At 33.6% G+C, this 26,049-nt stretch carries 21 protein-coding genes and 1 riboswitch; of the genes, 4 read left to right on the top strand and 17 right to left on the bottom strand.

Annotated features, from left to right (window positions below):
- Nucleotides 1-2: 2 nt before the first annotated feature.
- The gene (locus CCE28_RS17460; protein WP_242973011.1) at nt 3-1,058 is read right to left on the bottom strand and encodes a FecCD family ABC transporter permease; all 1,056 of its coding nucleotides are present in this window, start codon (nt 1,056-1,058) and stop codon (nt 3-5) included.
- A gap of 128 nt (nt 1,059-1,186) precedes the next feature.
- Nucleotides 1,187-1,378: riboswitch (cobalamin riboswitch) on the bottom strand.
- Nucleotides 1,379-1,442: 64 nt separating this feature from the next.
- On the opposite strand from CCE28_RS17460, the gene CCE28_RS17455 reads away from it, so the two are divergent.
- Genes CCE28_RS17455 through CCE28_RS17445 form a run of 3 tightly spaced genes read left to right on the top strand, consistent with a single transcriptional unit; the run spans nt 1,443 to nt 3,819 of the window.
- Entirely contained in the window at nt 1,443-2,336 is an 894-nt protein-coding gene (locus CCE28_RS17455; RefSeq protein WP_242973010.1) for an ABC transporter ATP-binding protein, read from the top strand.
- Nucleotides 2,337-3,068 (top strand): ABC transporter permease, encoded by a 732-nt coding sequence (locus CCE28_RS17450; RefSeq protein ID WP_095135011.1) that lies wholly within the window; start codon nt 2,337-2,339, stop codon nt 3,066-3,068.
- A 49-nt stretch (nt 3,069-3,117) separates the two neighbouring features.
- Nucleotides 3,118-3,819: a cobalt-factor II C(20)-methyltransferase gene (locus CCE28_RS17445; RefSeq protein ID WP_095135010.1), complete on the top strand. Its 702-nt coding sequence runs from the start codon at nt 3,118-3,120 to the stop codon at nt 3,817-3,819.
- Between the two features lie 51 nt (nt 3,820-3,870).
- Here CCE28_RS17445 and CCE28_RS17440 read toward each other — a convergent pair whose 3' ends face one another.
- Nucleotides 3,871-5,316 carry an alanine/glycine:cation symporter family protein gene (locus CCE28_RS17440; RefSeq protein ID WP_095135009.1) on the bottom strand — a complete coding sequence of 482 codons (1,446 nt, stop codon included), beginning with the start codon at nt 5,314-5,316 and terminating at the stop codon, nt 3,871-3,873.
- 122 nt (nt 5,317-5,438) lie between these two features.
- On the opposite strand from CCE28_RS17440, the gene CCE28_RS17435 reads away from it, so the two are divergent.
- On the top strand, nt 5,439-7,058 hold the full coding sequence (locus CCE28_RS17435; RefSeq protein ID WP_095135008.1) for an amidohydrolase: 1,620 nt from the start codon (nt 5,439-5,441) through the stop codon (nt 7,056-7,058).
- Nucleotides 7,059-7,094: 36 nt separating this feature from the next.
- Here the strand turns inward: CCE28_RS17435 and CCE28_RS17430 are convergent, their stop codons facing one another.
- The 15 genes from CCE28_RS17430 to CCE28_RS17360 all read right to left on the bottom strand — a co-directional run.
- Nucleotides 7,095-8,306 carry a M20 family metallopeptidase gene (locus CCE28_RS17430; RefSeq protein ID WP_207652923.1) on the bottom strand — a complete coding sequence of 404 codons (1,212 nt, stop codon included), beginning with the start codon at nt 8,304-8,306 and terminating at the stop codon, nt 7,095-7,097.
- A gap of 66 nt (nt 8,307-8,372) precedes the next feature.
- Nucleotides 8,373-10,028 carry a M20/M25/M40 family metallo-hydrolase gene (locus CCE28_RS17425; RefSeq protein WP_095135007.1) on the bottom strand — a complete coding sequence of 552 codons (1,656 nt, stop codon included), beginning with the start codon at nt 10,026-10,028 and terminating at the stop codon, nt 8,373-8,375.
- Between the two features lie 11 nt (nt 10,029-10,039).
- A complete protein-coding gene (locus tag CCE28_RS17420; protein WP_095135006.1) occupies nt 10,040-11,416 on the bottom strand; it encodes an alanine/glycine:cation symporter family protein in 1,377 nt (458 codons plus the stop codon).
- A 110-nt stretch (nt 11,417-11,526) separates the two neighbouring features.
- Entirely contained in the window at nt 11,527-12,591 is a 1,065-nt protein-coding gene (gene orr, locus CCE28_RS17415) for an ornithine racemase Orr (protein WP_095135005.1), read from the bottom strand.
- Nucleotides 12,592-12,882: 291 nt separating this feature from the next.
- On the bottom strand, nt 12,883-14,238 hold the full coding sequence (locus CCE28_RS17410) for a GlmL-related ornithine degradation protein (RefSeq protein WP_095135004.1): 1,356 nt from the start codon (nt 14,236-14,238) through the stop codon (nt 12,883-12,885).
- Nucleotides 14,228-16,438, bottom strand: a complete 2,211-nt coding sequence (gene oraE, locus CCE28_RS17405; protein WP_095135003.1) for a D-ornithine 4,5-aminomutase subunit OraE — start codon at nt 16,436-16,438, stop codon at nt 14,228-14,230. Before oraE ends, CCE28_RS17410 begins: the two co-directional genes overlap by 11 nt.
- Nucleotides 16,438-16,803, bottom strand: coding sequence for an ornithine aminomutase subunit alpha (locus tag CCE28_RS17400; RefSeq protein WP_095135002.1), 366 nt, complete (start codon nt 16,801-16,803; stop codon nt 16,438-16,440). The genes oraE and CCE28_RS17400 overlap by 1 nt, the downstream gene beginning before the upstream one ends.
- An 85-nt stretch (nt 16,804-16,888) precedes the next feature.
- Complete coding sequence (gene ortB / locus CCE28_RS17395) at nt 16,889-18,295, bottom strand: 2-amino-4-oxopentanoate thiolase subunit OrtB (protein WP_095135001.1); 1,407 nt, start codon at nt 18,293-18,295, stop codon at nt 16,889-16,891.
- On the bottom strand, nt 18,288-18,596 hold the full coding sequence (gene ortA / locus CCE28_RS17390; protein ID WP_095135000.1) for a 2-amino-4-oxopentanoate thiolase subunit OrtA: 309 nt from the start codon (nt 18,594-18,596) through the stop codon (nt 18,288-18,290). Before ortA ends, ortB begins: the two co-directional genes overlap by 8 nt.
- 9 nt (nt 18,597-18,605) lie before the next feature.
- Entirely contained in the window at nt 18,606-19,655 is a 1,050-nt protein-coding gene (gene ord, locus CCE28_RS17385) for a 2,4-diaminopentanoate dehydrogenase (RefSeq protein ID WP_095134999.1), read from the bottom strand.
- A gap of 278 nt (nt 19,656-19,933) precedes the next feature.
- Nucleotides 19,934-20,686: a hypothetical protein gene (locus CCE28_RS17380; protein ID WP_095134998.1), complete on the bottom strand. Its 753-nt coding sequence runs from the start codon at nt 20,684-20,686 to the stop codon at nt 19,934-19,936.
- 166 nt (nt 20,687-20,852) lie between these two features.
- Nucleotides 20,853-22,289: a glycogen synthase GlgA gene (glgA, locus tag CCE28_RS17375; RefSeq protein WP_095134997.1), complete on the bottom strand. Its 1,437-nt coding sequence runs from the start codon at nt 22,287-22,289 to the stop codon at nt 20,853-20,855.
- A 40-nt stretch (nt 22,290-22,329) separates the two neighbouring features.
- On the bottom strand, nt 22,330-23,466 hold the full coding sequence (locus tag CCE28_RS17370) for a glucose-1-phosphate adenylyltransferase (RefSeq protein WP_095134996.1): 1,137 nt from the start codon (nt 23,464-23,466) through the stop codon (nt 22,330-22,332).
- A 139-nt stretch (nt 23,467-23,605) separates the two neighbouring features.
- Nucleotides 23,606-24,997, bottom strand: coding sequence for a sigma-54 interaction domain-containing protein (locus CCE28_RS17365; protein ID WP_095134995.1), 1,392 nt, complete (start codon nt 24,995-24,997; stop codon nt 23,606-23,608).
- A 195-nt stretch (nt 24,998-25,192) separates the two neighbouring features.
- Nucleotides 25,193-26,049 (bottom strand): peptidase G2 autoproteolytic cleavage domain-containing protein (locus CCE28_RS17360; RefSeq protein ID WP_207652922.1); only part of this gene is annotated, 857 nt, incomplete at its 5' end.

The raw sequence follows: 26,049 nt of genomic DNA, 5'->3' as shown, positions 1-26,049 counted from the left end.
TCCTAATTCAAACTCTTATTCCTTGTGATGAATATGTAGATAAAAAATGGTCCTCCAAGTAAGGTAGTAAGTACTCCCACAGGTATTTCCACATTCATAAGAGCCCTAGACCCAGTATCTGCTAACAACAGTAGTTCTCCTCCCAAAAGAGCACCCAAAGGTAACAATACTCTATTGTCTGAACCTACAGTAAATCTTAACATGTGAGGAACTACAAGTCCTACAAATCCTATTATTCCACTTATGGATACACAAACTGCCGTTATTAAGGATCCACAGATTAAAAATATCTTTTTAACCTTTTTCGTGTCTATTCCAAGACTCCTAGCTTCCCTTTCACCTAGACACAGTAAGTTTAAATCCTTAGCGTAATACCAACATATGATTATACAGATACTTATAGTAAAAAAACCAATTTTCACATGTACCCAGCTTCTAGCAGCTAAACTACCCATGAGCCAATTGACTATGGCCGATACGTTTTCCCCAGCTAAACTTTTAATAAACTTAATTCCAGCTGAAAATATGGAACTAACTATTATTCCCGCTATTATTAGATTAGATCCACTTATGTATCCCTTAGTACGTGCTATGAATATTACTATAAATAGGGTGACAAAGGCTCCAATAAAAGAACTTATGGTTATAGGTACATAAATGTCATAAAATAAATTTATGTATATGGCCAAAGTGGCTCCAAGGGCCGCTCCTGATGAAACACCCATAGTATATGAATCTGCCAAAGGATTCATTAAAAGTGATTGAAACACTATTCCTGAAACAGCTAGACCTGCACCCACTACAATAGCAGTAAGAATTCTGGGTAAACGCACATCCCATATTATTTTCACATAAGAATTCTTTATTTCACTATACATTTCAGGATTTTTGATTATTTTCCCACCTATTACTTTAACTACATCTACGTATGTTATTTCTGCTCTTCCTAAATTTACACATAGTATCAATGTGACAATCAAAAGAATAAAAATAAACACTCCCACTATTTTGTTTCCATACTTTTTTGATTTTAACTCATTAATCAGCGACTCTTTCATCATTTCTCCTTACTTGCAATAAAAAAAGAGCTTTCTTCGAAGCTCTTGTTATATACACCATATTTATACAATGGAATTTTTTCCCATCATATTTTCTGTTGTATATTCCGTACTTTCCCTCCGAAAGTTGAATACTTCATACTAAACAAGGTCTCCTGGCTTGGCTTCATATTCATACCTTCCCTTCCCAGAATGCTCATTTTCCAGTGGTTATGAAGGTTTCATCTGCCTTACAGTAGCGGGGGCTGCAGTGGATTTTACCACTTTCCCTACGATTAATATGTTTAATTATTCACTTACACTTGGATTATATATTATTAATTTTTTAAAGTCAATAATTAAGCCTAATTAAAGTCCATTTTTTTTTAGGAGTTGCTAATTTACATGTTTTTTGCTAGAGTTATAAATGATAAATTTATATGTGAAGGACTGGTTAATATGATAAGAATACAAAATATTACCAAAAGCTTCCAAACTTTTAATGCAGTAGATCATCTCCATTTAAATATTGAAAAAGGTACTTTTGTAGGCCTTTTAGGTCCTAATGGAGCTGGTAAAACCACCTTAATAAAAATGTTAGTAGGTCTTTTGAAACCCACTTCTGGAGAAATACTAATTAAAGGTGAAAAAATGCATAGAGGAAATACTTCTTTAAAAAGCAAGATAGGTATAGTTCCCCAACATATTAATCTAGATAAGGAACTTACTGTGGAAGAAAACTTAATATTTGCAGCAAAGCTATACAAAATACCAAAGGAACAAATAAAGCCTCTAGTAGAGGATTTACTTGAATTTTCAGATCTTAAAGGCGTTCAAAATCGTATTACTAAAAAATTATCTGGAGGAATGAAAAGAAAACTAATGATTGCCAAATCATTAGTTAATGATCCTGAGATTTTATTTTTAGACGAACCTACTGTAGGTATTGATTTGAACAACAGAAGAAAGATTTGGGACATCCTAAAGAAAATGAAACACAAGGGCAAAACCATAATTTTAACAACCCACTACATGGAAGAAGCCGAATACTTGTGTGACAAAATAGGATTAATGGATAAAGGTAAGATATTCCATTACGATACAAATGACAACCTAAAAGAAAAAATTGGTAAATATACCATAGAATATTTTAGTGAAGATGATAAGACCATATATAAATACTTTTCTAATATTGTTAATGCACAGGAGTATGCTAAGGAACTAAGTTGTGATTATGTTCTTAGAAATACAAACTTAGAAGATGTATTCTTCAACTTTACAAATAGGAAGGTGTTATAGATGGAAATTTCAACAATACTTTGGAGAGAATTTAAATTCTTTCAAAAAAGAGTTTTTAAGATCACATCCCAATCTGTAGTGACACCCCTATTATATCTCTTGGCCTTTGGTTGGGGCCTAGGTTCTGATATTGTGATAGATGGTAATAACTACATGCACTATATTATCCCTGGTATTATAGCCATGTCTACTATGCACACTAGCTATAATGCCGTATCCATAAGGATTTCCGTTGCTAGGCTTCATGAAAAAAGCTTTGAAGATTATATGACTGCACCTGTTAATTTATCCTTTTTAACTTTAGGATATATTCTAGCAGGAGCATTAAGGGGACTTTACGCTGGTATGATAATTTTATTAATATCTTACTTATTTAAAGCCTATATTCATGTTAATCTTGCCTTTATTGCCATAGCAATGTTAAATAGTTTATTATTTGCAGCATTCGGATATTATGCTGCTATGGTTATAAACTCACACTATGATATGAACAGATTTACTAGTTTTATCATAACTCCCATGACGTTCATATGTGGTACTTTTTTCTCTTTAGATAAGATGCCACTAATAATAAAAAAGCTAATATATATATTACCTCTTACTCATACTATAAATTCATTAAGAGGTATTGCCTTAAGAAATACTTTTGATTATACATCAATATTTGTTCTTATATGTTACATTGTTGTATTTTACATACTTGGCGTACACGCAAGTCACAGAGAAATCTAATAAAGGGGGGACATGAGATAAGCAATTAGAGCTTATACTCGTATAAAAGATGGCAAAATTTTATGGAATTGGTACAGGACCAGGAGACAGTTCTTTAGTAACTATAAAGGCAGTTAAGACATTAGAAAAATTAGATATTCTAGTTACACCTCAACCCAAAGAAGGTGGAGAGAGCTTAGCATTATCCATAGTAAAGGAATACATTCCTGAAAGTGTTCAAATAAAAGAAAGACATTTTCCTATGAACTTTAACTCAGAAGAAAAGGAAGTTGCTTGGCAAGGTATTGCCAAGGAAATAATAGATGATGTAAAATCTGGTAAAAATGTAGGTTTTGTAACTTTGGGAGATCCAATGATTTACAGTACTTACGTATATATATTAAATAGATTAGATGATGAAATTGAAGTGGAAACTATTCCTGGAATAAGTTCTTTCTCAAATATAGCATCTAGCAACAATTTCCCCTTAGTTATGGACAGAGATCCACTAGTTATATTACCCTGTACAGCTAGTGAGGAAAAGATAGATTCTACACTTGAAAATCATGATTGTATAGTTTTAATGAAGGTTTATAAGAATTTTAAATCTATAATCGAGAAGATTAAAAAGCATGGTTTATCTAAGCATGCCATACTAGTTAGTAACTCTTCATTGGATAGTGAAACTACTTATACTAACATTGAAGAAGTTACTAAGGAACAAATTTCTTATTTCTCAACTATATTAATAAATAAAAACTCTAATGTATAGAAAAAAGCCGTCATTGACGGCTTTTTTATTTTTATAGTACTACTCTATAATTTATATATTCTTATTCTTTTCTTCATAGAAAATTTTAAAGTTTTCATCCACTTCTCCAATACCTAAATGTCTAGCTTTATAATCCTTTAATAACTTGAAGTAAGTTCCTGATAAGGTTAATATTACTATTATGTTTACAAAGGTAGGTATGGCTGATGTTATGTCTGCAAATAACCATACGGCTTTACCTGGTAACCCTATAGTAACTGCCATTACAACTAGTAAGAATCCTGGTATGGCATAAGTAGCCTTATATATTTTTAATATGGTATTTTTCTTAGATGGATTATCTTTAAATAAATGTCTTAGAAGTATTTCATAGTAAGAATACCAACCACTTGCAGTAGTCAATCCAAATAAAAATACTCCTATGGCTACAATAAATCTTCCCGTATATCCAAGGCCCGCCTCAAAAGCATTCAATGTAAGGGTTGCTCCACTTACTCCACTTGACCAATGACCTGTAATAATAATTATTAATGCAGTTATTGTACATACAATAATAGTATCTACAAAGACCTCAAAACTTCCCCATAATCCTTGTCTAATAGGATGGTCAGTTTTAGCTGTAGAATGGATCATAGGAGATGTACCCCAACCAGCTTCATTAGAGTAAACACTTCTTGCTACACCCATTCTGATTACCTGTGCAAAGGCTGCCCCTGTAAATCCTCCAACAGCTGCCATGCCATTAAATGCACTTCCAAATATAAGTCCAAAAGATTCTCCTAAATTAGATATGTTCATAAGTATAATAATAATTCCGCCACAAACATAGAATAAACACATGAATGGAACTAATTTACCTGCAATTCGTCCTAAAGCAGGAATTCCACCCCAAATACAAAGATAAGTTAAAGCTAAAAATGCAAAGCTTACTACAATCATATTGACTCCAAGAGTTGAACTTACAGCCTCAGATACAGTATAATTTTGAAGGGTTATAAAGAAAGTTGTAAATATTCCAGCACCAAAAATAAATGCCAGTATTCCCCAAGCCTTAAATCCCTTTTCTTCTCCTAGTCCCCTTTCCATGTAGTAAGTAGGCCCACCATAGGGTTTACCTTCTTCATCAGTACGCCTGTAATAAACAGCCAATGTAACTTCCACATTTTTAATTAACATTCCAACTAATGCTGTTACCCACATCCAAAATACAGCTCCAGGTCCACCTACGGCAATGGCCGTTGCAACTCCACCTATATTACCAACTCCAACAGAGCCACCAATTGCTGTACTTACTGCTTCAAAGGGTGATAAAATTCCTTCATCTTCACTTTCATCCTTTTTAAGCATTTTCCCAAATGTCTCCTTCATTATGTGCCCAAAGAATCTAAACTGAAAAAATCCCGACAGTGCTGTGAAGAAAATTCCCGTGAATAAAATGGTCAAAATCAACGGTGTTCCCCATAACCAACCTACTAACTTGTCTAGAAATTGAGCCAAAATTCATCTCCTCCTTTTCTTTTTTTAGATTTTTTTGAATATTTTTTATATTGTATGAAAAAATTCATATATATATTATAATTAAATGAGAACTTTACATAGTTTTTAAAGGAGGGGTTTTTATGAACACAATTTTATACAATGGAAACATAATCACTATGGACTCTAAATCACCTAAATCAGAAGCACTTTTCATAAGGGACAATAAGTTTTTTAAGGTGGGAAAAAATGAAGAAATATTCTCTTTAAAGGATGAAAACACTAGATTAATTGACCTAGAAAATAAAACAGTAGTACCAGGTTTCAACGATAGCCATATGCATTTAGTAAACTTTGCTAATTCATTACATATGATACCTTTGACTAATTGTAAATCTATAGATGATCTAATAGGCATGGGAAAAGATTACTTAAGTACTAATCCTAATCATAAGGATTGGATAATAGGTAGAGGATGGAATCAGGATAACTTTCATGAAAAGGAGTTCCCTACACGATATGACCTAGATAAAATATCTACAGAATTTCCAGTTTGTTATGTACGGGCTTGTGGTCATGTTTTAGTTGTAAACTCAAAAGCCTTAGAAATGGCTGACATAGATAGTTCTTCTAGTCAAGTGGATGGTGGATATTTTGATGTGGACACACATAATAATCCCCTAGGTATTTTTAGAGAAAATGCTTTAAATCTAATATATAAAAAAATTCCTACTCCTACAGTTGATGAAATAAAAAAAATTATATTAGATGCTTGTAAATTAGCCTTAGCTGATGGAATTACATCTATTCAAACGGATGACTTTGAGGCCTTTCCTGATAAGGATTTTCACAAGATAATTAAGGCCTATAAAGAATTAAACAATGAAGGAAAATTACCTATAAGAATATATGAACAATGCTTACTACAAAATACGGAAAGATTAAACAGCTTTTTATCTAAAGGGTACTCTACTGGATATGGAGATGATTTCTTTAAGATAGGACCTTTAAAACTATTAGCTGATGGTTCATTAGGTGCTAGAACTGCCTATTTGTCACAGCCTTATGCTGATGATTCCACCACTTGTGGTATAGGAGTTTTTACTCAAGATGAATTAGATGAGTTAGTTTTAACTGCCCATAAAAATAATATGCAAGTGGCCATCCACTGTATCGGTGATAAGATAATGGATATGTCCTTTAAAAGTATAAAAAATGCCTTAGATAAAGCCCCTAAAAGTGACCATAGACATGGTATAGTCCATGCTCAAATAACTACCAATAAGTTAATAGATGAATTCAAAGAAAATAATGTCCTTGCATACATACAACCTATATTTTTAGACTACGATATACATATTGTAGAAGACAGAGTAGGAAAAGATAGAGCTAAGGAAACTTATAATTTTAAAACTCTTATGGATAATGGTGTTCATACAGCTTATGGATCTGATTGTCCAGTAGAGCCCTTTAATGTATTTAGGGGTATATATTCTGCAGTTACTAGACAAGATTTATCTGGATACCCTAAAAATGGATGGTTGCCAAATGAAAAAGTTTCTGTGGAAGATGCTTTATACAATTTCACCCATGAAGGTGCCTATGCTTCCTTTGAAGAAAATGTTAAAGGTCTTATAAAAGAAAACTATCTGGCAGACTTTGTGGTTTTAGATAGGGATATTTTAAATATTACCCCAGAAGAAATAAAGGATACTAAAGTATTAATGACCTTTGTAGATGGAGAACTAAAGTATAAAAAGTAAATTAAAGGGATGGTTATCACAATAACCATCCCTTTTTTAATCTATCATAAGAGTGTTTACTAAAAATTCATAAATTACATGAGCAGTTTTAACAACCGTATCTATTTCTACATATTCATCTGCAGTATGATAATTGTGCCCATGGGGACCAAATACAAAAGTTGGAACATTTAGTCTAGAACCAAAATAATTAAAATCTCCAATACTAGAAAAATATGAAATTTGCGGTTTTTTATCACAAATTCTTTCTATGCTATTTACCATTTTATCCATATATGGATTTGATTCATCCACAATATAAGGTTCAAATCCTTCACTTTCACTACTAGGTCCATCTCTGAATTTCATTTCAACCTGAGATTTGATATTTGCTCTTTTTACTGCTTCATATAATTCTTTTTCAACATAATATTTATCTTCACCTCTTACTACATGTCTAAAGACAGTGAAAAATGCCATATCTGCCACACTACAAGCCTGCCCTCCGCCTCCAGATTCTATAATACATATGGAGCCTTTTCCTAATTTAGGATCTTCTATCATTTCAGATTTTTTCAGTTCCAACATAACCTTGGCACAATCCAAAATAGCACTATTTCCCATTTCAGGATTGGCCGCATGGGCAGCCGTTCCTTTAAATTTAACTGTATAATTGTATCCGCCTCTAGCCCCTAAGCAAATACAAGGAAAATCAATGGCACAAAATCCACTGCTTGGTTCTGTTACAATAACCGCATCAACATGATTCACCAATCCATCTTCTATAATCGCATTTGTTCCTAAACCATAGGGACCTTCTTCATCTGAAACAAAAGAATATATAATTTCTCCTTTAAAATCTTTTACCGTGTTTTTAAAAGCTTCGAGTGCTAATAATAGGGCTGTACAACCAGATTTCATATCCAAAGCACCTAATCCATACAGCTTATTTCCTTCTACGGTTCCCTTTAATGGTTCTTTTACCCATCCTTCACAAATGTTAACCGTATCTAAATGTCCATTTAATAATATACTAGGTCCCTTTTCCCTTCCTTTTAATTTTCCAATAATATTTGTTCCCTTAAAATTTGTAATATTATTTTCCTCATACTTATGAAACTCTGGATTTAAACTCCTTTCCTTTAACCAAGAATAAGTAAACGCCATAATTTTTTCTTCATAAAAATAGGGACTAGGAATTTCTATAAGTTTTGTTAGCAATTTGATTATTGTATCACCATTAATATAATCACTTACCTTTTTGTTCACCTTTTTGTCTCCTTTATAAAATAATATTGTCTAATATCATTTTACAGAAAAATAGAGCCAATGGCTCTATTTCCTGTATTTAAATAATTCATCCACAATAAACCTTACTAACTTAGGAGTTACATTATAAGAATAATCTACCAATATCCTCTCCGTATACTTATGAGGATCTCTTCCATGGGGACCATAGTTCATTACAGGTAAATCCAATTTCTTTATTTCTTCAATTGGCACTTCATATCTAATTCCCCATGCTGGCATATTAGGTTTTAAGTACTCTACTACTTTGTCTGCATCTTGAACAGCAAAATAACTTAAATCAGATAAGCCTTGGAAATATCTTTGTTTTAATATTTTTTCTCCATACTCTTTATCTGCCTTTTCTATTAATTTATCACAAACTTTAACAATATGTTTTTCAAAGTCAGTCTCTTCTTTTAATCCCACATGTGGATAATAAGGAGGGGCAAAGAATAGTATTATCATAGGCTCCCTTACTGGACAATATCTTTGAGTCTCAGCCACTATTTTTGTGCTAAGTTCCCTTTCATCAATGGAACTGTCTTTTTTCCATTCACTAATACATTCTTTTAAGTGATTCTCAAATTCTCCTCCAGCTGATTCTACGCATAGATTATATAGTTCATCATATGTATAGACCACGGGATTAAATCCATCTCCCCCTACAGGTAAGTTAGACATGTCCTTATATATTTCCCTTTGCCTATTTACTTTATCACAAGCCTCTTCTACTGCCTCTTGCGCATATGTTCGTATTTTATCTATAAAATCCTTTGGGTTCTTTTGTAGGGTCGGTATATTTATATAGGAAACTCCCCTAACTGGAGTTTGGACAGAATATAATTCCTTCAAGTCCCTATATTTTAAACAAGTCGGTGGTAATGTGACTTCAGAGCCTACCCTATCAGATAGTTCTGTATTAACTTCTATTCTTCTCATAAACTCTGATGCTATTAAATCCACATTAACTCCTGCTAAAGACTCTCCCACATGGGCCTCTTTCCCAACAAAGAAACATCCTAATAATAATTTTCCAGCTGTTCCGGAGTACACATACTTATTATCATCTCCTGGATAAGATGCAAAATCAGGTTCACAATTAAGTACAGCTATTGGATTTAAGTCCCTCTCTTCTATTAATTTATTTAAAAAAGGAATTCCTGCTATAACTCCCTCTGAATTAGATTCTTCATCTGGAACTGCTATTAATAATAAATTACCATGAAAGTCCTCTCTAACTCCATACTCTTCTAAAAGGGACATTTGAATGGCCATACCAGTTTTCATATCCATTATTCCTCTACCAAATAACCATTCTCCTGACAGTAAATCCTTCTTAGCATCTTCTCCCAATGTATTTGGGTCTAGTCTTTTAGTATATTCATAGGGATCAAAGGCAAATTCCTTTAGTTTCCCAAAATCCTCCACATCTACCGTATCCATATGGCTTACTAATATTAAAGTATCCTTAGAATTTCCATTACCTTCAGCTAAGGCACATACAAAATGCCTATCTAATGAATCATTAAGTGGCTTCATAAAAACATTCTGTGGATTAATTTTGAAATATTCTGTATTTTTCAACAAGTCATACACAAGTTGTGCCATACTCTTCTCTGAACAAGTTCCAGATACACTCTCCTGATTAACTAAAGTTATTGACAAGTCCTTAAGTCCCTGTGGACTATTCCACTTTAACATGGTTACTCCTCCTATACTCGCTCTTTAGTCTTTGCTCCTGGATAGTACTTTGGATTATTAAAGAAATCATCTTTAATTTCCTTGACTTCTTTGGTCATTAATACTAGACCAATCATATTTGGTATTATGATAGCTGCTAATAAAATATCTAAGAATTGATATAAGAATTCTATTCCACCTACTGCCCCTAGGAATATAGATGCAATATAAACAACTCTCATTACTTTAGAAAAACCTATTCCAAATAAATATTCTGCTTGTTTTTCTCCATAATAAACTACTACTATAATTGTAGATATAACAAACATTAATATACTAAATGTTACAATACCTCCACCTAGGGAATCTCCTAATAAAGATTGGAATGCTCTAGCTGGCATAGATGCAGCCTGGTCTGCAGGAACTTCTTTCCAAAGACCTGTAGTTAATACTACAAATGCAGTTGTAGTACATACGATTAATGTGTCTACTACGATCTCAAATATTCCCCACATGGCCTGTCTTGCTGGATGATCAGTTATAGCTGCAGCGTGAGCTATAGGAGCTGTTCCCATACCTGCTTCATTAGAATATACTCCCCTTGCTATACCCCATCTCATAGATTGGGCTATGGCTGCTCCTGCAAATCCACCTGTTGCTGCTATTGGAGTAAAGGCATGACCAAATATTAACATTATAGCTTCTGGTATTCTTGAAGCATTACTAATTATTATAATAAATGCTCCTATTAAATATAGAATAGCCATGAATGGAACTAGCTTTTCTGTTACTTGTGCAATTCTCTTTATTCCCCCGTATACTACTAAAGCTACTATTATTGCAACAACTACACCACTAACCATATTAGGTATACCTATTGTATTTGCCGTTTGTACTACGGATACAGTTTGAGTGGCTATGGATGGTACTAACTCTACCATTAAACCAAAGGCAAATAAAGCTCCCATAACTGGAGACTTTAGACCTTTTTTTAGATAGTGCATAGGTCCACCTACATATTCTCCATTTTCATTTTTCTCTCTGTATTTAATTCCCAGTATGATTTCTGAAAACTTTGATGCAGCTCCAATTAAGGATACTAACCACATCCAAAATACAGCCCCTGGCCCTCCAAAAGCAATAGCAACTGGAACTCCAACTATATTAGATGCTCCAATAGTTGATGCCAATGCTGATGTTGCCGCCTGAAATGGTGATATGGTTCCTTCTCCTTCAGCCTTTTGAAATATCTTCCCAAAGGTTTCTTTCATAATAAAAGGAAAGTATTTAAATTGAAAAAATCCTAGAGCTATGGTGAGCCATAAACTTCCTCCCACTAAAATTAAGAGCATAGGTGTCCCCCATATCCACCCCGATAAATCTGCTACTAACTTCAAAAAGCCTTCCATAAAAAATTTTCCCCCTTTTGATTTTTAGTTGTTAAACATTGTAAAACATTTAACAATTTATTTAAAGAAGACAGTCATTTATGTCTTATCCTAAATAACTGTCTCTTTCTTTAAAGGTATTCTTTATGCACATACTTAGATGTCATGCTGCGAAGTAAAGTACCATATCCCATATTAAATTTAATCTCATCCCCTATTTTATATTCCCTATGACAGTCTGTAACATCCACAATTAAGTGATCACTACTACTTCCTAATACAATCATATTCTCTTCTATTGGATATAAGCTGTCTAACATAATATCCTGTTTTCCTACTCCTAAAATTGCTCTTTTTCTTATTCCCCTATCTTCAAATGTAGGCACATTACCAAAGGCATCTTTACCAATTTCCCCTGTTGGTACAGATGGCTTTTCTTTTAACTCTACGATTTGAGCAACTAATTGGAATACATCATTGTGAGTATTTTCTATTTTTTCTCCATAGGCTGTCTCATTCCCTAGTAAAATCACTTCTCCCAATCTTAAATTATTTATTCTCTTAGGCATCTTATCCTGGCCTAAAAGATATACGCTACTAGAATTTCCTCCTGATATTAAAGTTAATTCTATATTAAATTTCTCTTCTATTTCTTCAGCATACTCCTGTAACTTTCCAAGATTAACTTCATCTGGTATAACTGCTCCAAAACAAGTTAAATTAGTTCCAACCCCTATTAATTTAATTCCCTTTAACTTTAATATTTCCTCTACTGTTAAAAATATATCCTTCTCCAAAATTCCCTCTCTAAGATCCCCTAAGTCTAACATAAGTACAACTTTATGGATTTTATCCTTCTTTAGAGCTTCTTCTGACAATTTTCTCATAGTGTCTATTTCAGAGTTCAGACTTATATCCACATAATCTATAACATCACTTATTTCACTCATCATAGGTAATCTTAACAGTAACTTTTCTTCTTTAAATTCTGCCAAGTTTTTCAGGTTCTCAGTTCTAGCATCAGCTATTAGATCTATTCCCTCTTCAACGATGGCCTTAGTAATCCTTTTATCACCACAAAAAGCCTTAGTAACTATGGCAGATCTTATATCTTCCTTTGAACATAGATTAACTAATGCTTTGGCATTTTCCTTTAATTTTTCTAAGTTCACTTCAATTCTTGGACACTTTTTCATACTTTGTCACTCCTTCCCTTGAAGTATTTTCAATTTGTTCCATTTCATAGACTTCCATATCTATAAATAAACTACATTAAAATTCAATAAATTCTGCTCACCTACAAGTTGAAATAAGTTCAATAATTTTTGAAAAGGTGGAACATCAGAACATCTTATGCTGTAAACAATTATGAACCTTCTACCGTAAGTATAAGATTCATACTATTCAGTCTGATAGTGACTTCCTTTTAAAAAATTTTGAACTTATTGAGACGAAGTAGGTGCCTATACCTTCAGCTTAAACATTGCCTAAATATTCAAACTATTTTTCAGTAAGTTAATTGCAGCGTCCCTATGTCTTTTAGATAAAACTCCTAAGGATGCCATTATATAATCATTGTCTATTAGAATCCCGGCAGTCTCTTTAGGAAGTAAATAATCTCCTTTAACTAGATTCATAATACCTTTTAATATTTCTATTCTTCCATCTAGTCTAGTTAATGCTCCACCTGTTCCAACTATCCACTTTATACTGGTCAAGTCCTTCCCCTCTGCAAAGGTTTTCTTTCCACCTGGACCAAAGATACTTCTATATCTGCCTGCATGCCTCATGGTGGCTGTCATAACTGCTTCCTTTGTAAGAATTTCTACGAATTTTTTCAGTATTGGTGTGTCAGGAATAGGTTTATGATTTTTTATTACATCCTCTACCGGTACTCCTAATTCCTCAGTTAATTTCTCTTTTCCTATCCTTTGTACTATGTTCTCCATATTAACGTATACGCCTAGGTCACCTTCCACAGTTCTTTTAGCTATGGGTTCTGGACTTAATACTATCCTTTGTATTTCTTCAGAACCTTCTGTAACAGAATGTAAATCTGTAGTGGCTCCACCCACATCTAATGTGATTAAATCTCCAATCTCTTCCTTTAGTACTTTAGAAGCTTCCATAACAGCTCCAGGTGTTGGAATTATTGGACCCGTTACAAGTTCCCTTACTTTAGCCATACCTGGTGCATGGATTATATGATCTTCAAATGCATCCTGTATGACTTTCCTTGTAGGCTCTATGTTTAATTCATCTATTCTTGGATATACATTTTCAACTATATATAACTTGTTGTCTAAGTCACTAAATATTTCTTTTATCTCCTCTTGATTTTCCACATTTCCTGCATATATGATTGGGCACTTTATACCAGAATTAGCTATCATTTCAGCATTATATATGGCCGTGTCCCTCTCACCATAATCTACTCCACCAGCAATTAATATTAAATTAGGCTCAATCTCCTTTATTGCCTTTATATCAGTTCTTCTAAGTTTACCGGCCGTTACCTTGTGTATTATGGCTCCTGCTCCTAAAGCGGCCTCTTTAGCTGCTTTAGCTGTCATATCATAAACAAGACCGTGAACTGTCATTTTAAGTCCACCAGCCGCACTACTTGTGGCTAGCATTTCATCATACTCTATTTTTTCCACTTGTAGTTTCTTCCTTAGGTCTTCTATAGCTCCATTTAAGCCAATGTTCACATCCCCCTCCATAACAGAGGTAGGAGCTTGCCCCTGTCCTATAAACTTAGGACAAGGGCTATCTATATAATTAAATCCATTAACTACAGTAGTGGTGCTCCCAATTTCCGCTACTAATACATTAATTTTCATTTAACATCTCTCTTCTCTTTTTAACAAAGAAAGTAGCCACATGAACACCTTTAGATCCTCTACCAAATCCAGCGTCCACACCTTGTTTTACAGCTATTTCTGGAGTTACTTGTGTTCCTCCACAAGCTATGATTATCTTATCTCTAATTCCCTTTTCTACACATAGTTCATGGATTCTTTTCATATTTTTATAATGAATATCATCATGACTTATTATAGTAGATGCCAGGATTGCATCTGCATTAGTTTCGATTGCTGCATCTACTAATTTTTCCACTGGTACAGAAGTTCCTAGGTAGTGACATTCAATACCATACTTTTCTATACCACCATGTTTAATATCTATAATTTCTCTTAATCCAACAGAGTGCTCATCTTCACCTACTGTGGCACATACTATTTTAAACGGATTATTTTCAATATCTTCCCTAATTTCATCATCAGACATGATCTCTGGCTCTGGAGGGATAACTAAAGAATCAAGATCTATGCTAAATCCAACCTTACCCTTTACTTGTACTCTAGTTCCTTCTGCTGGATGCATGATTTCTCTGTGGATTACTTCCACTTCTTCAAGTCCCATTTTCTTTCCTATTTCTAAAGCTGCAGCCTCTGCAACCCTCTTAGATACAGGTAAGAATAAGTCAAATTGAACTACTCCATCTCCAAGCCACTCTACTTCTGGCTTTACTATATTCTTTTCTCTTAATTCCTTTGTTTCTTCCATTCTTACATTAACATTATCCATTTCATCTAATTCATCTATATAAATTATCTTATCTGGCTCTTCAAATGTACCACCACCTATAAGCTCTGCTGGATTATCTACACAATACTCATCATATTGAGCCACATTGTTATATCCATAATGGGCAGTTACAGGAGCCAAGTAATCTTCGTCTCTCTCAAATATTGAACCTACACCTATACCTCCATTTATCTTTCTTCCTATTCCGTCTCCATTTCTCTCTGGATAAGAACCTGAATCTACGAAAAATGCATCTTCTACAGACTTAAAGTATCCACCATCTTCTAATATTTCTTCCATGAATAAAACGGCTCTTTCTTTAAGTTCTCTAACCTTTTCTGGTAAATATCCCTCAGTTTTAAGTTCTACTAAATCTAGTAATGCATCCATACCAACTAGTGCTTGTTTTGCCGTATCACAAGCTTCCACATTATAGATATGCCATGGCACATTTCTACCTTCATCAGGAGTGATAGTTGATTGAATATCTGCACTTGTAAGTCTTGAAATAAGTAGATTAAGTACATGAGTTACTGTAGCTTCGCGAGTGGAAGACTCCATATACTTTGTATTCATCTGTGCTCTCATTTTGTATTCTGAGAATAAGTCACGTAATGCTACTGCATAAGGTAGATCTATGTGTAGACAAGGCGCTGGTGGTGCAGTTGGTGGTACTGTAGATAAACAAATATTAGACTTTTTCATACCAACTTTAACAGAGAATATACTGTTTAAGGCATGTTGTACCATAAGTTCAGGCATTACCTTCCAAGCTTCCCTTGCTGTGGCGTTAGCATTGTGAGCTCCATCTATTTGAGCTATATCTGCCCAAGTCATAATCTTTTTAGATTCTGCCGCATCTACAAAAGAACGAACCATATTTATATTTCTATAAAGTACGTTGTATTGTGGATCCTGGTGAGCTCCATTTACTCCCTCTTCAGCAAACATTACTGCTATTTCAGGACCTGCAACTCCACTAATATAGGAATGATAATTTATATCTCTTCCCACTTCTTCTTCAATGAAATCTAGAGCCTTTCTTTGTGCTCTAACTTGTTTTCTTGTTATTGGTATTCCACCAATTCCTTGAGGAGTTCCTTCTATAAGTCCATCAAAGTGAGATTGTCCAGCTGTTCTTATAACCATTATGTGGTCAGCTCCATGCCATGCTGCCATTCTCATTCTTCTTATGTCATCTTCAAATCTACCAGAAGCTATTTCTGTAGTTATTGTGTATTCTGGTTGTGGGTCAATGTCACCAAAATATTTAGCACTAGGTAGAGGAACACTATTTTTTAGAGGTGCTGAGCAGTTTTTAAATTCAAAGGGACCCATTTTAAGACCTGGAACTTCTTCTCTCCAAACCCATCCACGTCTTTTAGGTCTATAATTTTCTAAATCATTTAGTATCTCTTTAACATTTATCTTTTCATTCATATCTAACTTCATTACTTAGTACCTCCTTCAAAAAGAGTTTGTACCTCATCCCAACACTCTCCGTTTAAAAGTTTAAGTCCAGCATCTCTAACAGGTATATCTTTTTTTAGGGCCAGCTTATAAACCACATGTCCTGCACCCTTTGGCATAAGACCTCTATCCATAACACCCTTTACTATAGTTTGTGCCTCTATACTTGAAAAACCCATTCTTAAAAGAACTGATCTCTCAATAGAAGGAGATGTATTTTTATGAGCCAACTCAAGCATAGGCTCTACTATTTTTTCTGCTAACTGCCAAAATCTATCTTTTAATTCTTCATCACTTAAGTTTTTTAAGTGATCTCTTCTTTTATTAAAATCGTCTTGTCTTTTCAAAGTTTTCCCTCCTAAATAAAGTCAAGGCTAGAAGGTTAAAGGTAATCTCTATTATCTTTAACCTTCACACTTCTAACCTAACTATCTAAAGATCCTTTAATATACTTTCTACAAATTCTACACTGCTCTTAGTATCCTCAGCTAAGAACTGAATATCTTCTTTAGTTACATGAGAATCAGGATTTTTTTCTATGCAATTCTTAATATAAGATCTCTTTAACTTATTTAAATCAATGTCATTAGCTTTAATATAACTTGGGTCCTTAGGTAAAATTATATTTTCCCCCGGTACTTCATCTTTAGGATCACCAAATCTAATTTCTATACCATTGTCTCTAGCAAAGGATAATTGTGGTTGAATATGCTTTCCTGCTCCTGTGTACTCAGTTTCCTGTACTATTATTATCTTATCCTCATCTAATTCTCTTGCTATTGATATGGCCGCTGCTAGGGATGTATTTCCAGCAGGACCCCTTTCTACACCTTCAAGTTGTGCTAATGCTTCCGTTGTATAGAAAACTTCTCCTTGAGTAACAATCACATATCGGTCCATATATCTAAGTGGTCTTCCAGCTGAACGTGGAACATCTGATCTGTCTGGCCAAGTTGAAAAAGGAATTCCAAACCCTGTATGTCCCGTTGTGAAGGACTTCTTGTTAAATTGCGTATCACTGGCCATATGAAGTCCTGACAAATCCACACTTGCCGCTACTACTTCCACTAAATCAGCACCAGCTTTTTGTAGACCTCTAGCTGTTCCTGTTAAGTTTCCTCCTCCTGCATTAGTACAAACTACCACGTCTGGATCTCTTCCAAATTTTTCTCTACATTCCATTGAAATTTCATACCCCAATGTTTCTACCCCTGCAATTCCAAATGGAGTATATAAAGATGCATTGAAATATCCAGTTTCCTCTAGTAGTTTTAAGAAAGTATAGAAAAGTTCAGGTCCTGTTGTAAGCTGTATTACTTCTGCTCCATAGGCCTCACATTTTCTAGCCTTTTCTATAATCTCTGGCTGTCCCTTACCTTGAGAGTCATAACATTCTTGCACAATAATACATTTAAGTCCATACATGGCTGCCTGAGATGCAACTGCTGCTCCGTAGTTTCCACTAGTGGCTGCAATTACTCCCTTATATCCTAATTTTTTAGCATGATAAACTGCATTTGCAGCCCTTCTTGCTTTAAAACTTCCTGAAGGATTTGCGGCTTCATCCTTTATGAAAATCCTAGCTCCCTTTCCTTCAGGAGAAATTTTTCTAACTAATTTAGTTATATTTTTCATTTCTAAAAGTGGAGTATTTCCAACTCCTGTGCTTCTTTGTATTTTAGTCATTTCCTCTAGAGTATACCCAGTCTCTCTCATCATCTTTTCATAGTCAAAGGATATACCTCCAGATTCAAATACGTCATAATCTATACCTATGGCGTTTTTCATTATTTCATTACGTCTTGACATTACACCAGCATAACTCATGTCTTTACTCATTGTCTTCACCTCCAAATAGTGTTTCTCTTAAAGTAATTCCTATTTGAAGTAATTCTGGAATAAACTTTCCATAGTCGTGAGTATAAGTAGGATTAACTTCTCTTAATGTTCCCTGCTCTATTCTTCCAGTAATAGTCTTTACTCTTACTGTATCTCCCACTACACCATCTTCTATTAAAAAACCTTTAACTAAGCACTCAAGTGGTACCTTCTTTGTATCATCAGGCACTTGAGGTGCTCTTTCTTCTGGTTTTAACACTATATTGTGTATTAACACCCAATCTCCAGCCTTCGCCATCATAATACTAACCTACCCTTCTATTAAATCTCTCATGTCTCCCATAATAGCTCTTGGAACAGGTAAGTCTAACATAGTTTTAACTCCTGGTCTTGAATTTATAACATGAGGGATCATGTTTACACACATAGCTATTGTTCCTATTCCACCTGGTACTTCTGGAGTTATACTCATATTTATATCAGGAGTTCCCTTTATAATGATATAGTCTCCCGTATTAGTTCCTTCTAATTCTGGCTCTATTTGTTGAGGATGATCCATTTCGATTTTCATTTCTCCATCCACATAACCAAAGCCCTTCATAGCACAACCTGCCACATTACCTGCCTTCGCTTCTCCATATGGAGACTTTCTATATACATTAGATACGATTGGTTCCATAGATTGTTTAATATCTCCACTTAATTCCCAACCAATAGCATCTGAAATCATTCTAACTGACTCAGGGAATCCTACGTGTCCTGCTAATGTTCCCTCTTCTACACCTTTGTTGAATTCATCTACTGTAATACCGATACCTTGTTCTTCCATAACTGCTGGACCAAATGGTGATAAACTGTTTACTCTTCTTGCAGTTATACTATCTACTTCTTCACAAGCTCCAGTTAAAGTTACTACTAATAAGTCCATAATAAGTCCTGGATTTATTCCTGTACCTAGTACAGTTACACCGTTTTCCTTAGCTATTCTATCCATTTCCTTAGTAAGTTCTGGTTCTTGTGCCATTGGATAAGCCATTTCTTCTGCACTAGAAACAACATTTATCTTTCTCTCTAAACAATACTGAATCTTCTCAAAAGAATTTTTAGTAAAGGAGTCAGTACAAAGTAAAACCACATCTGCAGCCTTCTCAGTAATAACATCTTCCATAGACCCCATAAGTACGTCTTCTCTGTCTCCTCTTTCAACGCCTAGAAGGTCAAACATACTCATTCCAATTTTCTTTCCTCTTCCTACTACTCCTACTATTTCTACACCTTTCTTTTTAAGTAACATTTTAGCCATTCCGCCGCCCATGGCTCCTAATCCCCAAATAATCACTTTTACATTTTCTCTGCTCATAATAAAGTGCACCTCCATTAAATTTTTCATGCTATTTTTATTTGCAATTGTCATGCCACATTTTTTTGGAATTTTTTAATAAAAACCCCATTTATTTTGGACTATTCTGAATATTTTTATTCATAATGCAAAAACATTTGCATCAGTGCAAATATTTTTGCATTGGCATCTTTTCCTGTTTTGACCCTACACTTGTCTTAACGCAAATATTTTTGCATCTCTTTATGACAAAATAGAAAGAACACCTAAAATAAGGTGTTCTTTTAACAAAAATAATATTAATTTTTTCTTTTAAGTTCATTTATTATGTCTTCCATAGGATTACTCAGCCAATTATAATTGGTTATTTTTAATTCCTCATTATTAAAATAACTATTTGCTACTAAATTGGGATGTATATGAGCTCCTAGGAAAAATACCTGTTTGTCTGGTTCCTTTAAATATGAATTTAGATTATATATATGCTTTTTCTCATAGGCTTCAAGTATTTCTCTATTCTCATCCTTTAATATTTGGCTATTATCAATACCCTTATCTATTAATTTTTTAGTAAACTCCTTATCTAATCCATTGTGGTGTGATAGGACTATTATGTATATATTTCTTCTATTTATTCCATATCTCAAACACTCATTCACCAAATTTTTAGTTAAATTATAAAAGGCTTCTTTTCTATAATATCCTAGATCCGTAAGTATTCTAACAGCCCCCGTATACCTATTATCCTTTTTAAATAAAATCATTCCATAGTTATCGCTTTCTTCTATTTGGAAATTTTCCATTCTAGTAGAAAAAAAATCCATATACTCTTTCATTAAATTCTTGTAAATTCTTATGGATGACTTTTTCCTTAAGCCCTTTTTCTGCTTTAATTTTTCTTCATCATAGTACACCTTTGTAGTTATTTTAAATAACTCCTCTTCTAAAGTATTACTTTCTTCAAACCTAAAGTCATATGTTTTTTTATTTTCAAGTAACCTTTCTATGTTCTTTAGAGTGTCATAAATTTTGTCTAAAGTGTCTTTCCCCATAATCTCACCCACTTTAAGTAAATTAAAAAAGTTATCTATATAGATAACTTTTTACTAATATATGCATGGAATTTTCAGATATTCTCCCTGTTAATTACATGGTCCAATTTTTATTTTCTATTAATAAGGTTACTAAATTTGAGTTAAGGGTTTAGAAAAAAATCCCTTAACCCTTAACTAAACTTTCATATAACTTTTTATATTCTATAGTAGAATTTTTCCAACTATAATCTGATCCCATGGCATTTGTAATAATTTTTTTCCACATATTTTTATCTTCATAAAACTTCAATGCCATATTAATTGTATTGAGTATTTCATCCCCATTACAATCAATAAAAGTAAAGCCATTACCTTCTCCAGTAGATTCACAGTATGGATTGACCGTATCCTTTAATCCTCCAGTGCTTCTTACAATAGGAATACTTCCATATTTAAGAGCGATTAACTGGGATAATCCACAAGGTTCCCTTAAAGAAGGCATTAAGAACATGTCCGAAGAAGCATATATTTTATGTGCTAAATTCTCATGAAACAAAATATTAGCTGATAATTTTTCAGGATACTTATGAGCAAAATCCTTTATTCTAGATTCAATTTCCCTATCACCTGTCCCTAAAATTACCATCTGTATATCTTTAGCTAATAGCTCATCAAGTATAGGGATCAATAATTTTATTCCTTTGGCATATGTCAATCTAGAAACCATAGCAACTACGGGTACTTCTTTATTTTGTGGCAAATTTAATAATTTTTGTAGATTAACTTTGTTTTCCACCTTATTTCCCAAAGAATTTATATTGTATTTAGCAAAAATATTATCATCCTTGTTAGGATCATAAATTTGGTAATCTACTCCATTTACAATGCCATATAAGTTATCCTTTCTCTTCCTTAGAGGCCCATCTAGCCCTTCACCATATGATGGGTTTTGTATTTCTTTGGCGTAGGTCTTGCTAACGGTTGTAACTACGTCAGCATAATTGATTCCTGCCTTCATGAAACTTACTCCGTCGTAAAGTTTAATAGCATCATCATTATAATACTCCATTCCCAAGTTTAATAAGGATCTTAGAATTTTTTTATCATAAATCCCTTGATACTTTAAATTGTGTATGGTAAACATAGTTTTTATATTGGAAAACTTAGGGTTGTCCCTTTTATATTCCTTCAATAGGGGACAAATCATACCACTATGCCAATCATTACAATGAATAATATGTGGTTTGAAATCCAGATTTTCTATTGTTCCCAATACGCCTTTGCAAAAATATGAAAATCTTTCTTCATCATCATAAAATCCATATATGCCATCCCTATGAAAATAGTATTCTTCATCAATAAAGTAAAAGGGAACACCCTCATATTCTAAATATTCAATCTTACACTTTTGTTTTTCCCATCCTACTGGAACCATGAATTTAGTCACATACGCCATTTTACTTTTAAACTTTTTTAAAATCCCCTTATATTTTGGGATTATAACTCTTATATCAATTCCAAGTTTTCTTAGTTCCCTTGGTAAAGAAAATGCCACGTCTGCAAGTCCTCCTACCTTCATAAAGGGAACAGCTTCAGATGCCACATATAGTACTTTTAACACTTTATCAACTCCTTATGGTTCTTTCTATTCAAAGGCTTTTTCACAGTCCTTTCAAGCTACCGTTTATAATTAAAATTTTATTATTTCTATTGTTTATTCTAGTTCCTGACTTTACAACAGTATTCTCCATGACAATAACCCTTTCCAAAGTTACATTTTCTTTAATAATGACATTTGGCATAACTACTGAATCTATAACTTTAGAATTTTTCCCTATATACACTTCTGGAGATAAAACTGAGTTTTGTACTTCTCCATGAATAATACATCCTTCACTTAAAATGGTGGATTTAACATTACCAGTTTCACCCACATAGTGAGGTGGATAAATAAGGTATTTTGAGTATACCTTCCAGCTATTATCATATAAATTTAACTCACTATTTTCTTTTAGTAAGTCCATATTGGCTTGCCATAAACTTTCTACTGTTCCCACATCTCTCCAATATCCCTTAAATTCATAAGCAAACATATCTAATCTATCCTCTAATACTTTTGGAATAATATCTTTTCCAAAATCATTACTAGAGTTAGAGTTCTTTTCATCTTCAATTAAATATTTTTTTAGTACATTCCAGTTAAAGATATACACTCCCATTGAAGCCAAATTACTTGTGGCATCTTTTCTCTTTTCTTGAAATTCATAAATTCTATTGTTCTTATCTATATTCATTATTCCAAACCTACTTGTTTCCTGCCATGGCACTCTAGTAGCAGCAACGGTAACTAATGATTTTTTCTTTTTATGATATTCTAATAATGAATAATAGTTCATTTTATAGACATGATCTCCCGATAAAATGAGAACATATTCAGGTTCATATCTATCTACAAAATCAATATTTTCATATATGGCATTTGCAGTTCCCCTATACCATCTACCTCCTCCTAATCCTGCATAAGGTGGTAAAATGGTTACAGTACCATTTGGCCTATGAATATGCCAATCACTGCCAATTCCTATATGATAATTTAATTCTAAAGGGTTATATTGCGTCAGTACCCCAACAGTATTAATTCCTGAATTGGAGCAATTGCTCAAGGTAAAATCAATAAGTCTATATTTTCCTCCAAAATAAATTGCAGGCTTTGCCATCTTCCTAGTCAATTCTCTTAATCGTGATCCACGACCTCCTGCTAATAACATTGCAACTATTTCTTCTTTTGACTTTATCATAAGTCATCTCCTTTGCTTGTCTCCCCCTTTTCCCTTCATACTATGCACCTTTTTCCAAATTGTTCCAGTAACAAAAAAACTCTGATAAGTAATTTTACTTATCAGAGTTTTACATATGAATGACCATTTGCTCAATTTATTAATCACCTTTTAAATTATATTTTTTTAATTTGTGCTGTAGAGTCTGCCTTTTTATTCCTAATAGGTCTGCTGCCTTTGAAATATTTCCATTATTATTGTTTAATGCATCCTTAATCATTTCTTTTTCAATGGCTATTAGGGTATCTGGTAATGTTCCCTGTAGTTTATATTTATTTTCAGCATGAAACTTGAAAACATTAGTATTTACATGGGGAGAAAAATGTTCTTTTCTCAATATTTCATCTTCACCAACCACGTTCATAGCCCCCTGAATATAGTTTTCTAGTTCCCTAATATTCCCTGGCCAGTTATATTTTTTAAAGTACTTTATTACATCCTTCTCTACTTTTTTAATGTTTACATTCAATTTTCTATTATACTTCTCTATGAAATGTTCTACTAAAACTTCAATATCCTCTCTTCGTTCCCTAAGGGGAGGTAAATTTACAGGCATTACATTTATTCTATAAAATAAATCTTTTCTTAGCCTTTTCTCTTCAATAATTTTATAGGGTTCTTCATTTGTAGATGCAATTATTCTCACATCTACCACAATGTCCTTAAGTCCTCCAACTCGCCTTATGATCTTTTCTTGTAATACCCTCAATAATTTACTTTGAAGCTTTTCTCCCATGGAATTTATCTCATCTAAAAATAAGGTTCCTCCATTAGCATGTTCAAATAACCCAACTTTGCTCATGGCTCCTGTGAAACTTCCCTTTTCCGTACCAAATAGCATGGCTTCAAGCAAGCTCTCTGGTATGGCTGCACAGTTTTGGGCTATAAAGGGCTTGTCTGCCCTCTCACTGGCATAGTGGATACTTTGGGCAACTAACTCCTTTCCTGTTCCTGTCTCTCCATATATGAGAACACTGGAAGAATAATTAGATGCTCGTTTAGCATATTCTATGGCCTTAATGAATTTTTCACTATGTCCAATTATAGAATCAAAAGTAAATTTTTTCTTTCCTGTTTTATCGTTTTGTTCCTGTAGTTTTCTTTGGAGCTGAACTACTTCTGTAGATAATTCCTTTATTTTAGTTATATCCCTTGCTATTTCTATAGCTCCCATAATTTCATCGTCCTTTATTATGGGAATAGTATTGTTTATGGTAGTTATCTCCTTATTGTGATTATTATAATAAATCTGTGGTCTCTCTTTTATGGCTTCTCCCCGTTCTAGAGCCATTAGTAAAGTACTCGTATCCTTATCTAATGTGGGAAATACCTTTAATAATTTTTTATTTAGTACTTCTTCCCTATCCATACCTTCCATATTTTCCATGGCCTTATTGTAAAAAATAGTTTTTCCCTCTTTATCTATTACATGAATTCCTTCATCTATGCTCTCCATTATGGTATATAACAAATCATCTAAGTATTCTTTCATTCTTTCACTACCTTTAAAATTATTTGTATATAGATAATTTCTATCTTAGAAGGACTTTTTCCTTTTAAAGAAAAAAATCTTTAATTTTACATTAACAGGGTTAATAGATTAGAGTTTAGGGTCAAAAGCTCTCAACTCTGAACCCTAAACTCTTAACCATTAAAATTATCCACATAACTTAAATTTTATATAGTTTTATTTTACCAAAACTAATATTTGATTTTCTCCTGTTCGTTCCATTACTCTGTACCCTGTACTAGAAGCTGTGGCAATTCCTTCATCGTTAGGCATACAGTAGCCATTTACTTTACAGGTTCCATCATCTCTAACTAAAAGCTGTCCAATTAGGCCAACGGCAACCCATTCTGGTCTTTTTGAACGGGGAATGTACTCTTTTGTATTGTCATATTCAGGATTTAAAATAGGCCTAGTTTCTGTACGCTTTGGAATTATGACCTTCCCGTCTTTATCTTTTTCTGCTGGGACTACAACATCCTCATACTGAACCCTACCCCATTCATCTATTACATACTTATATTTCCATCTCATTTCTCCACCATCTGCTATTATAGCTGGAGTAGCACTAGTAATTCCTAAGATATATTCATCCTTAGAATTTGCTTTTCTTATTTTATCACCAACTAGTGCAACACAGTATCCAACATCAATTGGATTACCATCAATTGTTTCAAACATCTCAGCAAAATCTGGATTAAATCCCGCTGCATATACATTGCCAGTAAAATGTCCATCTCCACCGACAGATATATCTCCAGCAAAATCCCCACTTCCACTAACCCAGGTATCTCCATTCCATTTAACTTCTAATGCATTACTTCTACTAGAATCTGTTCCATTTCCTATTATAAAAGCATTATCTGTATCCACGTATGAATTTGATGTTCCCTGTGCTACATTATATCGTCCAATAGCTGTTTGTGACTTACCTTGTGCTATTGTTCCTTCATTTTGAGCATGTGAATAAGATCCACTAGCAATAGTACCTCCACCTTCTGCATGGGAAGAGTCTCCACTTGCTATTGTTTTATATC

Source organism: Anaeromicrobium sediminis (genome assembly GCF_002270055.1).
In the GTDB taxonomy this organism is placed as follows: Bacteria; Bacillota; Clostridia; order Peptostreptococcales; family Thermotaleaceae; genus Anaeromicrobium; species Anaeromicrobium sediminis.
Note: the sequence above shows the minus strand (reverse complement) of the source record. Positions and strands in the feature narration are given on the sequence as shown.